Genomic DNA, 13,679 nt, shown 5'->3' on the forward strand with positions numbered 1-13,679 from the left:
GAAAGAGGAGTTCGATGAATTCGCATTTTTCTTCGGGCGGTTTCCCCGCCGGGCGGATTTGGGCGATGGCGGTGCGGCCTGAGGCGGGAGAGGCTCTCTCCCCGGTCCGCTTCGAGACGCTTGGCGGGATGATCCGGGCGAACGCCGAGCGGGCCCCTTTGACTCCTGCCCTGCTCTGGGAGCGGGATGCGGAAGCGGGCGTCTCCGGGCTGGGAGATGTGGCCGCCGAATCCGGCGCCGCGCGGGTCCTCACCCACGAAGCCCTGGATGCTTCCACCGGCCGCTTTGCCGCCGCCCTCGCGGTCCTGGGCATAAAGAAGGGGGACCGGGCGGCCCTTCTCCTCGGAAACCGGCCGGAGTTCGTCATCTCCTACTACGGCGCGGCGAAGGCCGGCACCGTCACGGTCCCCATCAACAACCGCCTCTCGGGGCGCGAGATCTCCTACATCCTCGCGGACTCGGGGGCGCGCCTCCTCATCGTCCAGGAAGATTTCTGGCCCGCCGTCGAAGCGCACCGGAGTGAGTTCCCCGCACTGGAGGCGGTGATCTGGGTCGGCGCCGCCCCGCCGCCCACGTGCGCGCGCGCGTTCGGCGATTTTCTCTCGATGGGCGGCGGGGCCGGGCCGGCGGCCGAAGTCCGCGCGGATGATCTGGCCTCCATCTGCTACACCTCGGGGACGACGGGCCTTCCGAAAGGCGCCATCCTGACTCACCGGAACATCCTGGTGAACGGCCGCAACTGCGAGGCCGTCTACCGCTTCACCGCGCGGGACCGGACCCTCATCGCGGTGCCGCTCTTTCACGTGACCGGCCTGACGAGCCAGCTCATTGCCATGGGCTATGTCGGCGCCTCCTGCGTCCTGATGCCCCGCTACAAGACCGAAGAAGTCATGCGCCTCATCGAGAAGTTCCGCGTCCCCTCCCTCATCGCGGCGCCGACCATCTTCGTCTTGATGCTCATGCACGAAAGGTGCAACGACTACGACATGGAATCGCTCCGAGTGGCCTCCTACGGCGGCGGGCCCATCGCCCCCGAGACGATCCGGGGGATCAAGGTGCGCTTTCCCGCCGCAGAGGCGATCCAGCTCTACGGCCTCACCGAAACGAGCGGAATGGTGACCTACCATCCCGACGCGATGGCGCTCGAGAAGCCCGCCTCGGTCGGAAGGTGCGCGCCCGGGTGCGAGCTGCGTGTGGTGGACGATGCGGATCGCCCGCTCCCGACCGGAGAGGTGGGCGAGCTTTGCGTCCGATCGCCCAACACCGTGGCGGGCTACTGGGGGCAGGAAGAAGCCACCGCCGAGGCGATGCGGGGCGGCTGGTTCCACACGGGCGACTATGCCCGCTGCGACGCGGAGGGGTACTACTACATCCTCGATCGGAAGAAGGACATGATCTGCCGCGGGGCGGAGAACATCTACAGCAAGGAGGTGGAGGATGTGCTCTACACCCACCCGGCGGTCATGGAGGCGGCTCTCTACGGCATTCCCGATGAGGTCTTCGGCGAGATTCCGCGGGCGGGGGTGGTGCTCAGGCCCGGAAAATCGGCGGATGAGGAGGAGATATGCCGCTTCTGCGCGGAGAGGCTCGCCGACTACAAGGTGCCGGCGGCGGTTTTTTTCCTGGAAGAGCTTCCCAAGAACGCCAACGGGAAGATTCTCAAGCGCGCGCTCCGCGAATCCGATCCAGCATTTCGAGAAGACGGTTCCGCCAAACCCTGAAGAAATCGCGGACGGGCGCCTCCGCGCGGTAGGGGTGCCCCAGCTTGTAGACGCAAAAGCACCGGCTGATGCCCTTGAGTTCCATCTCGGCGGAGGGCGCCGCGGGCGGGTCGTCCAGCAGGACGTAGGCTTCCTGCGAGACGAGGAAGCTGTTGTTCAGCTCCTTGGTGGCCTGCTCGAGCCGGGCCGCCGCGTTGACCGGAAGCCCCACCGCGGTGAACCCGCCCTGGGCACTCCCAAAAACATTTCCGCAGATGACCCTCCCGGTGTGAAGCCCGATGCCCACGTCCAGGCAGACGCCGAAGTTGCCGGTGAGGTAGTTCCGGTTCAGGTTTCCGACATCTTGGAGGATGCGGTAGCCGGCGCGCACGCCCGCCGCCGCGGCTTCGGGAAGCTCGGTCTCGAGGCCGAAGACGGAAAACATCCCGTCCCCCGCCGTTCCAACCACCCGGCCGCCCTCGGCCTCGATGGCGTTTCGGATGAGGAGGTGAAAGCGGCCCAGGATGTGGATGACATCGTAGGGCAGATGCGCCTCGACGAAAGGGGTGAAGTCGCGGATGTCGAGGAACAGCATCGCGAGATCGCGTTCCACCCCGCGGGTGTGCTCGATGGCGTCCGCTTCGCCGGCGATGAGCTCTGCGTCCGTTTCATCGCGGATCATCCGGCAAAGGTGCACACCCGCGCCCATGACCTCGGTCTGGCAGGCGAGGCGAACGTCCGCCGGAAAGTTTTTTCCCTCGGCCAGCGCTCTTTCATCCTCCGAGGGCACGGAGAGGCAGTCTCGCCCCGCGATGACGATCACGCGGCAGGTCGAGCAGATCGCGTTTCCGCCGCAGGCATGCTGGTGCGGGATGCCGGATTCGAGTAAAGCCTCGAGAACGGTCTGTCCGGGCCGGATGACGATTTTTCCCTCGTTCAGCAGCTCTATCTCGAAAGCGGCTTCGTCCGTCATGCGATATCCCCAGCGGCAGTGTTCAGGCCGGCGGCCGGTTGTAGCTGATAAACGTCATGTCCGCCGCTTCGTCGCGGTTGGGGATGAGCGCCTGGTACTCGGGCGAGCCGTACCACGCATTGACGGCGGCCTGATCGGGGAACTGGATGATGGCGGCGAGGTCGGCGTCGTGGTGGCCGTGGATCACGCCCGTCTTTTTCCCCATGGCGAGAAATTCCCCGCCGTGCGCGGCCACGGTGGCCGGGGCGTTTTCGGTGTAGGATTTCCATTTTTCCGGGTTCTTGATGGTGATGTGGACAACGAGAAAGGCGCTCATCGTGCCTCCAAAAAAAAGGGGGGGGGGAACCGGCGGGCAGACCCCGCAGATATCTTTGATTTGTCAAAAGATGCCATAAAATAACCGCGCCGCATACGGCGGGGGGCGGCGCCATGCCCGAGTGCAAAACATGCGGCCAGATGGTATCCTTCCCTTATTCAACGGCGGGAAAACGGCTTTATTCCGGCATGCGGGAGGCCCGCTTGTTTTCCGGAGCTGGAGAGGGTTCCTTCATCCGAATTTTTGAAAGGATTTTCCCCATGTCCTCTGCAGAGAAAAAACAGATTTCCTTCATCTTGAACGGCGAGCCGGTGGAGGTGACGGTGCCCGTCACGCGCTATCTGGTGGATGTCATTCGCGAGGACCTCGCCATGATGGGCACCAAGCGAGCCTGCGATCAGGGTGTTTGCGGCACCTGCAGCATCATGATGAACGGCCGCCTGGTCAGCTCGTGCCTGACGCTGGCCGTCCGCGCCGACGGCGCCACCATCGAGACCATCGAGGGCATCTCGGGTCCCGATGGCGGTCTCCATCCGCTTCAGGAGAGTTTCGCAAGCCATGGGGCGACCCAGTGCGGCTATTGCACCCCGGGGATGATCGTCTCGGCCAAGGCGCTTCTGGAGGAAAATCCCAAGCCCAGCGCCGATGAGATCAAACACTGGCTGACGGGCAATCTGTGCCGCTGCACGGGCTATGGCCGGATCATCGAGGCCATCCAGGCGGTGGGTGAGGGGCGTACGGTGCCCGAATCCGTCGAGATTGACATGGTGAAAGCGTACGAGGACTAGAGAAGCCTCGTTCCGATTTTACGGGCCATATCTGTGCCGGCCCATCATTCCGCCGGCGGGGAAGGGAAGCCGATGAAAAGAATGATTGAGCACGTTGCGCTCCGGGTGACCGATCTCAAGCGCTCGGTCGTTTTCTACCGCGATGTCCTGGGCCTGAAGCCCGTCAGCATCCGCGAGATCGCAAACGGGAACCTGACGCAGGTGGTTTTCCGGGTGGGAGAAGATGTTCTCGTCCTTTTCCACAATCCCAATTTCACGAAGGCGGATGTGCACTCGGATTACGGCACCCGCCAGATATCGGATTTTCTGGCCGGAAGCCAGGAGCGGGAATGGGCCGGCGGGATGGATCATCTCGCGTTCTGCTTCGATGAGGAGGAGTACCACGCGGTTCTCCGGCGCCTGGAAGAGCATGGCGGCGAGATTCACCGCGGCGAGGAGCGGAACCTCGGCGCCTACGGCGTGGGCTACGCTTCCTACTTCTACGACCCGGACAACATCGAGATCGAAATCAAGCGCTACGACAATCCCCCCGAAGAGCCGGGCCCGGAGTGGTACGAATCCAAGGTGGATCTGGAAACATTTGGCCAGGAGACCAGCAAGGCATGAACGAGCCCGAGCGCCGAGGGGCGGCTGTCGAAGCCATCCGCCGGGAGAGCCAGCGGCAGGCGGAGCTGTTCCACTCCTGGGGCGATACCGAATGGGCGCTGCCCACATTTTGCGAGGGGTGGACGCGGCGCCACGCGGTGGCCCATCTCCAGGCCGGCTCTGAATTCCACGAAGATGTCGTCCGCAGCGGCGTCCAGGGCTACACCGGTCCTCCTTTCGGGACAAAGGACGTGGCCGCCTTCCGCGAAAACCGGATGGCGGAGATGAAGCGCCTCATGGGCCTTCCGGTGGAGGCACTTGTTGCGGGTTTTCTGGAGCGGCACGCGGTCTTCGCCGATCTGCTCGAGGGGCTTACGCCGGCGGACGCCGAAAAGATCGCCTGGCACCGGATCGGCCTGATCCCCGCGGGTCAGTTCGCCGGCATCCGCCTTTACGAACTCGGCCTTCACGACTGGGACATCCGGGCCGTTGATGATCAGTCTCTTCTCATCGAACCTTCCATATCGCAGGCGATGACGATTCATCTTCCCTACGCGCAGTGGCGTTTTCTCAATCTGGTGCCTGCTTCGCCGCCGCCGGCGGGCCTCTTCCGTTTCCGGACGGAGGACGGCGCTTCCTGGTGCCTCGCGATCCGCGATGGCCGGGCGGAGGTGGCGGAGGGGGAGGATCCGGACGCGGAAATCTCGGGAGATGCGACGGCGCTGATGCTGCAGACCACAGGCCGGCTCGCCTGGCGGGACGCGCTGGGCCAGAGAAGGATATCCATCACGGGCGACGAGAAGGCCGAAGCGCTGCTCGATGCCCTCGCCGTCAGCTACTAGTATTTTCACTATCTCGCCTCGCATTTTTTCGTTTCAACCTTCCCTTAGTGTTTGAATTATTTGGCTTATGGGCGTTTTCCGGCCTGACCCCCTTCTCCGTTGTGATATGGATCAGACTTCATCCGTGATGTACCTCACTCGGCATCTTCCTTCCGGAAAGAATTTGATTGATCGGCAAAATTTTCAACAGGATACTCTTGTTATCTTGAACACAGGGATGAAGTGATGTTCGTCATATTTCTCTTGCAGGATTCGGCTTTCTCGGGCGAGCCAAACCGCAACGGATTCATGATTGCAGGGCTTGGAGAAAGGTTTTCTCGGCCAGCAGGGGAGATAAGAAAAGATGAGCGTTCTTGAGCGGGAGACGCCGATTTTGGTGGCCGAGGCGGGATTTCCCCGGCTCAGCGAGTTGAAAGCTCTTCTGGAGGGATTTCACCTCCACAACCTGACAACGACGGGGCGTGGCTACCGGGCGATTGAGATAGCTCGCCGCGTCGATTTCAAATTGATTATTGTTTCGAATTCGTTGGTGAACATGTTTGGGATAGATGTCATCGAGGCAATTCGGCAGAAGGGAAAGAATATCGACACCCCGATATTTTTTCTCATCGAACCGCACGAAAAACTCCTGCGTGAGAAAGCATTCAGCCTGGGTGTCACGCTTGTCCTGGAAAAGCCTCTCGGGGAAAAAGAGTTGCGCGAGGCGTTGGAGGTAAAGATGAACAAACAGGTGATTTCAAAGTCGGATGAGAAGACAAGGGTGAAGGCCGCGATGGGCTCGCTGCATGAGGCGGTCGCCTTCGCCAAGGATCTGAGGGGAAAAGAAGAATACAGCGTTGCGGAAACGGAGTTTTGCAACGGCCTGACGGAAGTGTTTTGCGGCCTGGCGGAAGTTTACCTCTCGCAGGGCGACCTGGATTCCGCCGCCTATGTGATATAGAGCAGGCGGAACAGATTGACCAAGAGGCCCGGGAGAAATTCGGCGTCCGGGAAGATTCCTTCGTCGCGCAGGGGAGAATGTATTTGCGCGAGAGGCGCTATCTGGCCGCAAAGGCGGAGTTCAAGGCGGCCCTGACCCTGAACGCGGAAAGTTTCCCCGCGCATGTCGGCCTGGGTGTCGCCTGTTTTTACAACGGCGAAAGAGAAGAGGGGAAGGAACTCTTCGAGAAAGTGATCGGGATGCGGGCCGAACAGATCGATCCCAAGTTTTTCAAGGAAATGGGGGTGGCCGCCTGCAGGGCACAGGACTATCCGCTGGCCCGGAGTGTCCTGGATCGCGCCATCCGATTTTTCCCGGACGATGCCAAGCTGTACTACTACACGGCCGTGGCCGCCATTGCCGGGTGGAACATGGGAGATGCCGGACCGATGCTGAAAAGGGCGCTGCGGCTTTCCCCGAATTTCGTCGAAGCCATCGCCTTGCAGAAAAAGACCGAGGAATGGTGCGGCCGGACGGCGGTCAAGAAGGAAAAGAAGACCTTGGCCGAAATGCACCTGCACTAGCCCCGCCGGAAGGGCGCGGGCCTCTCCTCGGCTATCCCATCGCCCGCACGGCCGGGAGGATTTCCCTTCCCATCAGCTCCAGCCGCTCCGGCACCTTGTCTACATCGGGTATTGTCACGAGGATTCTCCGCACCCCGGCCTCGATGTATTTCCCCAGCCGCTCGATGCACGCCTCGGGCGGGCCGGCGATGACGCCCGAATCGGGAACGACGGCGAAGCGCTTGCGCTCCCCGGCCGCCGCCCCCTCGTTGCGATCGGGAATCACCATCGTCATCAGGGAGGGGCGCACCTCGGCCGGATTTCGCCCCGCCTTCTCACAGACGGCCGCGATATTTTGCAGGCGCTCGGTGAAGCCCTCGGGGGGCAGCCACCTTGAGTTGAAGCCGTCGGCGTGGCGCGCGGCCTCGGCCAGCAACTTCTTTCCCTCGCCGCCGACCCAGATGGGGGGATGGGGCTTCTGAAGGGGAGGCGGGTCGCAATAGGCGTTCTTCACCTGAAAGTGCTCCCCCTCGAAGGTGGGGGCCGCATCGGTCCACATCCGCCGGATGATCTGAATCGCCTCGGCCAGCTGGGCGATGCGCACCGAGGCCTTTGGGAATGGAAAGCCGTAGGAGCGGTATTCAGGCTCGAGCCAGCCGGCGCCGATCCCCAGCTCGAAGCGCCCCCCGCTGATGATGTCGAGGGTGGCCCCCATGCGGGCGAGCAGGGTGGGGCTGCGGTAGCCGACGCAGTTGACCAGGTGGCCGAGGCGAATCGTCTTGGTGTCGCGGGCGAGGGCCGAGATGGCCACCCAACTGTCCAGCATGGGCAGGGTCACGGGGCCGGCGTCCCCGCCCGCATCGGCTGAGGGATCGCCCTTTCCCGAGATCTCGGCGTAGGCCTTGGGGTTGACCGAGAAGAAGTGATCGCACTGCCAGAGCGAGTGAAAACCCATCCCCTCGGCTTTTCGCGCAACGGCGAGGAGGCTCTCGTAGTCGCCGATGAAAAGGCCGCGGATGGTCAGGGACAGGATCAGGCCGAACTCGATGGGGGATGGTGCCATTGCGCTCTCCTTGAGAAAGGGCCCGGCGGGCCCGTATGCGTCTGCTTCCGATGAAGCATCCAACATACCTCAGGCGTCTTGGCAGATCACCCCTCCAGCGACGGTGTTGTTCGTGTCCTCGTCAATGACGATGAAGGCGCCCATGGCGCGGCTGCGGGCATAGGGATCGTGGGCGATCGGTTCCTGAAAGTCGAGACGCACCCGCCCGATGTCGTTGAGCCCCAGGAAGGCGGAGGCCTCCTCCCGCATGGTTTCCACATCGATCCGGGAGTGAATTTGGCCCACTTCCGATCGGACACACCGTGTTCCGTGCTTGATGAGGTAGCGCTTTCGCGGATCGAGCGGTTCGGCCGCCATCCAGAACAACAGGGCGTCGATCCGTTGGGAGATTCGCGGCGGATCGTCTGGGCCGACAATGAGATCGCCGCGGGATATATCGATCTCATCCTCGAGGAGAAGGGTCACGCTCTGGGAGGGGCCGGCCTCATCCAGCGGACCGTCGTAGGTGTCGATCCCCTTGACCCGGGTGCGCATTCCCGAGGGATACACCACAACATCGTCTCCCACCTGAACGGTCCCCGACTCAATGCGGCCCATATAGCCCCGGTAGTCCTGGTGGGCGCTGCTCTGGGGCCGGCACACCATCTGGACGGGAAAGCGCAGTCCCGTGAACTCCGTCTCCCCGCGAAGGGGAAGCGATTCGAGTAATTCGAGAAGGGGCGGGCCCTCGTACCACGCCATCTGATTGCTCTGGCGGACGACGTTGTCTCCGCGAAGAGCAGAAAGGGGGATGAAGCAGAGGGGACCCGCGCCAATTTCCTTGGCGAATTCTTCGAAATCCGACCGGATTTCCTCGCAGCGCTTCCGGGAGTAGCCTACGAGGTCCATCTTGTTGACGGCAATGACAATCCGATCCACTCCGAAAAGGTTGAGGAGATACAGGTGGCGGCGGGACTGCCGGAGGAGCCCTTTCCGCGCGTCGGCGACGATGATGCCCAGATCGGCGGTGCTGGCGCCGGTCGCCATGTTTCGGGTGTACTGCTCGTGGCCGGGCACGTCGGCAATGATGAATTTCCGGCGGGGGGTGGCGAAATACCGGTAGGCCACGTCGATCGTGATGCCCTGCTCGCGCTCGTCGGTGAGCCCGTCCGTCAACAAGGAGAGGTCGATCTCCTCGTTTCCCTTCTTCAGGCGCACCTTCTCGAGGGCCAATATCTGGTCCTTCATGATGGCCTGGGTGTCGAAGAGAAGCCTTCCGATAAGGGTGCTCTTTCCGTCGTCAACGCTGCCGGCCGCAACAAACCGGAGAACGCCCTCTTTCAGGGCGGCGATGTCCGTCATGGCTAGAAGTAACCCTTTCGCTTTCGAAGTTCCATGGAGGCGTCTGAAGTCCGGTCGTCCAGGCGGGAGGCGCCCCGCTCCGTGATATCCGAGGCAAAAAGCTCGGCGATGACCTCCTCGGCCGTTTCGGCCGTTGATTCGACCGGCATCGTGCAGGAAATGTCCCCCACCGTGCGGAAGCGGACCTGGAGGGTTTCGATCTTCTCCCCTTCTCCGACCTCCAGCAGCTCCCAGACGGGAACCAACGCCCCCTTCCGGCGGACCACCTCGCGGGAGTGGGTGTAGTAGATGGAGGGCACGTCGAGATTTTCCCGGGCGATGTACTGCCAAACGTCGATTTCCGTCCAGTTGCTCAACGGAAAGACGCGCACGTTCTCCCCCGGATGGACGCGGGCATTGTAGTTGTCCCAAAGTTCGGGCCGCTGGCCCTTCGGGTTCCACTGGCCGAAGCCGTCGCGGAAGGAGAAAATTCTTTCCTTGGCGCGCGCCTTCTCTTCGTCCCGGCGCGCCCCTCCGATGCAGGCGTCGAAGCCGAATTCCCCGATGGCGTCCAGAAGCGTCACCGTCTGGTGGACGTTGCGGCTCTCCGTGCGGTGGCGAAGCACGATCCGGCCCTGATCGATGGAGTCTTGTACCGATCGGACGATCAGCCGCTCGCCCAGTTCCTCCACCCGCCGGTCCCGGAATTCGATCACCTCCGGAAAATTGTGTTCGGTGTCGATGTGCAGGAGCGGAAAGGGGAACCGCCCGGGCCGGAAGGCCTTCTCTGCCAGGCGGAGCATGACGATCGAATCTTTTCCGCCAGAAAACATGAGGGCGGGATTCTCGCACTGGCCGGCCACCTCCCGCAGGATGTGAATGGCCTCGCTCTCGAGAAAATCCAGATGGCTGAGATCCAGCGTGGCGGCAGTGTTTTCCGCCGCGGCGAAGTCAGCGGAATGGAGCAAGGTCGTTTCCGTCATGATTTTTGTCCTTGTTCTGTGCCCGGTTCAAGGGGCCGTAAGGTTTTCTGTTTTTCGGGACGCCGATGCGGGATGCAGCCCGCATTCCTTCGAGTGGGGATCTTCCCACCACCAACGGCCGGCCCGGATGTCCTCTCCCTCGGCGATGGGCCGCGTACACGGGGCGCATCCGATGCTCGGGTATCCTTGGTCGTGGAGCCCGTTGTAGGGCACATCGTTCTCGCGGATGTAGGCCCACACCTCATCATGGGTCCATCCGGCCAGCGGGTTGAACTTGTGAAGTTGATGCGCATCGTCCCACTCTTGGACCGCGATCGAACCGCGAGTAGGGGCCTGCTCTTGGCGCAGGCCGGTGATCCAGCTGGTTTTTCCCTCGAGGGCGCGGCCCAGCGGCGCCACCTTCCGGATGAAGCAGCAGGTCTTTCGCAGGCCGGCGCTTTCGTAGAAGGCGTTGGGGCCGTGCCGGTTGACGAACTCCTCGACCGCTTCAGACTCGGGGAAGAGAACCCGGATGCCGATTCCGTACTTCCGCCTCACTTCATCGAGAAGGGCATAGGTCTCCGGGTTGAGCCGGCCGGTGTCGAGGGTGAATATCTCGATCCCGGGCGCGTGCCGCGCAATCAGATCGGTGAGGACCATGTCCTCGGCCCCGAGGCTGTTGGCGAAGGCGGCGGGGGCAAACCTGGATTCGGCCATTTTCAGGGTATGGATGACATCTTCTGTTTGGGCATCGAGGGCCAAGGGTCTGTCTCCGGTGCGTCGGTCCAGGGTCGGGGTGTTTTTTTCGGGTCGGCCAATAGTGCAAGAGGTCATATATTTATCTTTATACATAATTAATTTGATTAACTTTAATTCCATGGATTTAATGCATTTTTTACGCGAAGTCAATTCAAATTATTATTTAATTCGTATTATTTTAATCAAGATTTAAAAATGCTTTTAAATTCCGGGCAAATCCTGCATATACAAGGGCAAGAGGGGGGATTAGTCGATGTTGCCTTCGGCCTGCAACTCGCGCCGGAGCTGGCCGACCATGTGGACGAAATCGGGATTTTCCATCGTCGAGAGATCGCGGGGGCGGGGGAGGTTCACCTCCAGGACGGTGCGGACGCGGCCGGGCCGCTCGGAGAGGACGATGACCCGATCAGCGAGAAAGACCGCCTCGGAGATGCTGTGGGTGATGAGGAGGATGGTTTTTTTGCTCTCCATCCAGATGCGCTGGAGCTCGAGGTTCATGGTCTCGCGGGTGAGGGCGTCCAGCGCCCCGAAGGGTTCGTCCATGAGAAGGAGCGGAGGATCGTGGATGAGGGCGCGGCAGATCGAGGCACGCTGCTGCATGCCGCCCGAGAGCTGGAAGGGGTAGTGGTTCTCGAAGCCCTCGATACCGACCAGCTTGATGAGATCGCGGGCCCGCTTTTCGTACTCCTTGTAATCGAGGCCCCGGACCTCGATCTGGAGCATGATGTTCTTCATCACCGACCGCCAGTTCATCAGGACGGCGTTCTGGAAGACGATGCCCACGTCCGAGGTGGGTCCCTGAACGATCTCCCCGTACACCTTGATCTCGCCCTTCCGCGGCGAGAGGAGGCCGGCGATCGCTTTCATGAGGGTGCTCTTGCCGCACCCGCTGGGGCCGAGGACGGAGATGAACTCCCCGTCCTCGGCCTGCAGGCTGATGTTTTCGAGGGCGTGCACCGACCCCGCCTTGGACGGGTAGACGATTCGAAGCCCGTTGATTTCAATGGCGTGTTTCATCGGGAGCCCGTAAAGCCCTCCTTCCGCCAGTGGCGCCTTGGGGCGCTTACTGGGGGATGAACTCGTTGGTGTAGAACTCGCTGACGGGTATCGCTTTCCCCTCTAGTTTCGGGGTGTATTTGACCAGGACGTTCTGCGAGCTGGCCCAGTCCTTCTCGCTCATCCAGCCGAGGGGCTTGCCCTGGGTGTTGGGCGTACTGGTCATCCCGAGCGAGTGCTTCATCACTTCCATGAACATGGGTTTCGCCTTGCGCTGTTTCGGGAAAGCTTTGAGGAAAGCGTCCACGGCCGCTTCGGGCTCCTGCAGGGCGGCGCGCCAGGCTTTCTGGTTGGCCCGGACGAAGCGGCGGATCGCGTCCTTGTTGTTCTTCAGGTAGTCCGTGTTCACAAAGATGCCCTTGTGCAGCAGGTTGACGCCGTGCTGGGCGAAGGCCAGGTAGCCGACGTCGGCGCCCTTGGCCTGCATGAGGGGAACCATCTTGTTCCACAGCGTGCCCGTGGCGTCGGCCTGGCCGCCGATGACGGCGAAAATCTTGCCCATGCCGGGCATGTACTGCCACTTGACATCGCTCATCTTCAGGCCGTTCACCGCGAGAAAGGCCCGCACACTTGCGTCCCCGGAGCCGCCCGGGGACATGGTGATGGTCTTGCCCTTCAAATCCTTGGGCGAGCGGATGCCGGATTTCTTGCTGTAGATGAAGGCCTCGCCGCCCTGTTGGAGGAGGCCCATGACGGCCTTCACCCGGGCGCCGTGGAGCTTGCCGATGATGAGGGAGCCGAAATCGGCGAAGCCGAGCTCATAGGAGCCGGCCGACATCACTTTTACCGCGTTGCCCGAGCCGGTGCCGCCGAGAATCTCGAGATCGATTCCCTCGGCCTTGTAGTATCCGCGCTCCTTCCCGAGGAAAAACGGCGGGATATCGCCCGAAACGTCCATCTTCCAGTCTGTGTGGAGACGAAGCTTCGTCGCCGCTTCCGTGGCCGGAACGGAGCCGATCAGGGAAAGAGCAACGACCATCGCAGTCATGCCAAGCAGTTTCCGCATCATTTCGAGCCTCCTTCCAGGGTTTCCCCTGTGTTGTTGTCTCCCCGTGCATGGGAGGGAATTGCCCGAAGCCGGGAGCGCGCCGTGCGCCGCCGCTACATGGTCATCATGGTGTCTTCGCCCCGCACGGCGACATCCCAGGGGATCAGGATTTTTTCCAGCTTCGCCATCCCCACGTAGAGGAGGATGCCGATCAGCGAAAGTGGGAGGAGGGCGGCGAAAAGCTGGGGCGTCTCCAGCATGGAGTTCGACACGATGAGAACGAACCCCAGTCCCTTGTCGGAGCCGACGAACTCTCCCACCACCGCGCCGACCGTCGCGAAGGCGGTGGCGATCTTCAGCCCGCTGAAAACGAAGGGCAGGGAATTGGGGATGCGGACCTTCGAGAAAACCTGCCACTTGGTGGCTTTCATCGAATGGATCAAATCCAGCATCTCGGGCTCCACCGTCTTCAGCCCCACGGCGGTGGAGATGACGATGGGGAAGAAAGCGATCAGAAAGCTCACCAGCACTTTGGGAAACATGCCGATCCCGAACCAGACGATGAACAAGGGTGCGATGGCGATCTTCGGAATCGTCTGCGAGGTCACGAAGATCGGCATCAGGGTCCGCTCGAGGGTTCTCGACCAGACCATCATGATACCGGCCGGAACGCCGAGCAGGGCACTGGCCAAAAAGCCGAGGAGTATTTCGAGGCCGGTGATCCAGGTATGCTTGAGAAGGTAGGCCCAGTCTTCCACGAGAGAGACGGCGATATCCGAGGGTGGGGGCAAAATGATCTTCTGCACGTCGAAGATGACGACGGCAATTTCCCAGAACACGATAAA

Annotated in this window: 15 protein-coding genes; 6 read left to right on the plus strand and 9 right to left on the minus strand. The window is 61.9% G+C overall.

Translation table 11 applies throughout. The features are described 5' to 3' along the window. Nucleotides 1–1,721: long-chain-fatty-acid--CoA ligase (locus tag O2807_04125; GenBank protein MDA0999693.1), on the plus strand; the 1,721-nt coding region annotated here is incomplete at its 5' end. Here O2807_04125 and O2807_04130 read toward each other — a convergent pair. Next, on the minus strand, nt 1,660–2,673 hold the full coding sequence (locus tag O2807_04130; protein ID MDA0999694.1) for an adenylate/guanylate cyclase domain-containing protein: 1,014 nt from the start codon (nt 2,671–2,673) through the stop codon (nt 1,660–1,662). The genes O2807_04125 and O2807_04130 overlap by 62 nt on opposite strands. Nucleotides 2,674–2,695: 22 nt before the next feature. After that, nucleotides 2,696–2,989, minus strand: coding sequence for a DUF1330 domain-containing protein (locus O2807_04135; GenBank protein ID MDA0999695.1), 294 nt, complete (start codon nt 2,987–2,989; stop codon nt 2,696–2,698). Between the two features lie 260 nt (nt 2,990–3,249). Between O2807_04135 and O2807_04140 the strand changes: the two genes are divergently transcribed. From O2807_04140 to O2807_04160, 5 genes are all read left to right on the plus strand, one after another. Beyond that, nucleotides 3,250–3,777, plus strand: coding sequence for a (2Fe-2S)-binding protein (locus O2807_04140; GenBank protein ID MDA0999696.1), 528 nt, complete (start codon nt 3,250–3,252; stop codon nt 3,775–3,777). Between the two features lie 72 nt (nt 3,778–3,849). Beyond that, the gene (locus tag O2807_04145) at nt 3,850–4,383 is read left to right on the plus strand and encodes a VOC family protein (protein MDA0999697.1); all 534 of its coding nucleotides are present in this window, start codon (nt 3,850–3,852) and stop codon (nt 4,381–4,383) included. Further along, a complete protein-coding gene (locus tag O2807_04150) occupies nt 4,380–5,204 on the plus strand; it encodes a maleylpyruvate isomerase family mycothiol-dependent enzyme (GenBank protein MDA0999698.1) in 825 nt (274 codons plus the stop codon). The genes O2807_04145 and O2807_04150 overlap by 4 nt, the downstream gene beginning before the upstream one ends. A 343-nt stretch (nt 5,205–5,547) precedes the next feature. Beyond that, nucleotides 5,548–6,144, plus strand: coding sequence for a response regulator (locus tag O2807_04155; GenBank protein MDA0999699.1), 597 nt, complete (start codon nt 5,548–5,550; stop codon nt 6,142–6,144). 77 nt (nt 6,145–6,221) lie between these two features. Continuing rightward, entirely contained in the window at nt 6,222–6,707 is a 486-nt protein-coding gene (locus O2807_04160) for a hypothetical protein (GenBank protein MDA0999700.1), read from the plus strand. 31 nt (nt 6,708–6,738) lie between these two features. Here O2807_04160 and O2807_04165 read toward each other — a convergent pair whose 3' ends face one another. The 7 genes from O2807_04165 to O2807_04195 form a co-directional block, all read right to left on the minus strand. Continuing rightward, on the minus strand, nt 6,739–7,749 hold the full coding sequence (locus O2807_04165; GenBank protein ID MDA0999701.1) for an LLM class flavin-dependent oxidoreductase: 1,011 nt from the start codon (nt 7,747–7,749) through the stop codon (nt 6,739–6,741). A 69-nt stretch (nt 7,750–7,818) separates the two neighbouring features. Then, entirely contained in the window at nt 7,819–9,090 is a 1,272-nt protein-coding gene (locus O2807_04170) for a GTP-binding protein (GenBank protein MDA0999702.1), read from the minus strand. 2 nt (nt 9,091–9,092) lie between these two features. Then, nucleotides 9,093–10,052, minus strand: coding sequence for a sulfate adenylyltransferase subunit CysD (cysD, locus tag O2807_04175; protein MDA0999703.1), 960 nt, complete (start codon nt 10,050–10,052; stop codon nt 9,093–9,095). Nucleotides 10,053–10,079: 27 nt separating this feature from the next. After that, nucleotides 10,080–10,793, minus strand: coding sequence for a phosphoadenylyl-sulfate reductase (locus tag O2807_04180; protein MDA0999704.1), 714 nt, complete (start codon nt 10,791–10,793; stop codon nt 10,080–10,082). A 243-nt stretch (nt 10,794–11,036) separates the two neighbouring features. After that, nucleotides 11,037–11,807 (minus strand): ABC transporter ATP-binding protein, encoded by a 771-nt coding sequence (locus O2807_04185; protein ID MDA0999705.1) that lies wholly within the window; start codon nt 11,805–11,807, stop codon nt 11,037–11,039. Nucleotides 11,808–11,853: 46 nt separating this feature from the next. Next, nucleotides 11,854–12,855 (minus strand): ABC transporter substrate-binding protein, encoded by a 1,002-nt coding sequence (locus tag O2807_04190; GenBank protein ID MDA0999706.1) that lies wholly within the window; start codon nt 12,853–12,855, stop codon nt 11,854–11,856. 92 nt (nt 12,856–12,947) lie between these two features. Further along, nucleotides 12,948–13,679: ABC transporter permease (locus tag O2807_04195; protein MDA0999707.1), on the minus strand; the 732-nt coding region annotated here is incomplete at its 5' end.

The sequence above is a fragment of the bacterium genome (assembly GCA_027622355.1).
Taxonomy (GTDB): Bacteria; UBA8248; UBA8248; order UBA8248; family UBA8248; genus JAQBZT01.

Bases quoted from the DNA above. Each gene is read 5' to 3' on its own strand.
- O2807_04135 (MDA0999695.1), bottom strand. From the start codon at position 2,989: ATGAGCGCCTTTCTCGTTGTCCACATCACCATCAAGAACCCGGAAAAA.
- O2807_04160 (MDA0999700.1), top strand. From the start codon at position 6,222: ATGTATTTGCGCGAGAGGCGCTATCTGGCCGCAAAGGCGGAGTTCAAG.
- O2807_04190 (MDA0999706.1), bottom strand. From the start codon at position 12,855: ATGATGCGGAAACTGCTTGGCATGACTGCGATGGTCGTTGCTCTTTCC.
- O2807_04150 (MDA0999698.1), top strand. From the start codon at position 4,380: ATGAACGAGCCCGAGCGCCGAGGGGCGGCTGTCGAAGCCATCCGCCGG.
- O2807_04155 (MDA0999699.1), top strand. From the start codon at position 5,548: ATGAGCGTTCTTGAGCGGGAGACGCCGATTTTGGTGGCCGAGGCGGGA.
- O2807_04140 (MDA0999696.1), top strand. From the start codon at position 3,250: ATGTCCTCTGCAGAGAAAAAACAGATTTCCTTCATCTTGAACGGCGAG.
- O2807_04165 (MDA0999701.1), bottom strand. From the start codon at position 7,749: ATGGCACCATCCCCCATCGAGTTCGGCCTGATCCTGTCCCTGACCATC.
- O2807_04170 (MDA0999702.1), bottom strand. From the start codon at position 9,090: ATGACGGACATCGCCGCCCTGAAAGAGGGCGTTCTCCGGTTTGTTGCG.
- O2807_04130 (MDA0999694.1), bottom strand. From the start codon at position 2,673: ATGACGGACGAAGCCGCTTTCGAGATAGAGCTGCTGAACGAGGGAAAA.
- O2807_04185 (MDA0999705.1), bottom strand. From the start codon at position 11,807: ATGAAACACGCCATTGAAATCAACGGGCTTCGAATCGTCTACCCGTCC.
- cysD (MDA0999703.1), bottom strand. From the start codon at position 10,052: ATGACGGAAACGACCTTGCTCCATTCCGCTGACTTCGCCGCGGCGGAA.
- O2807_04145 (MDA0999697.1), top strand. From the start codon at position 3,850: ATGAAAAGAATGATTGAGCACGTTGCGCTCCGGGTGACCGATCTCAAG.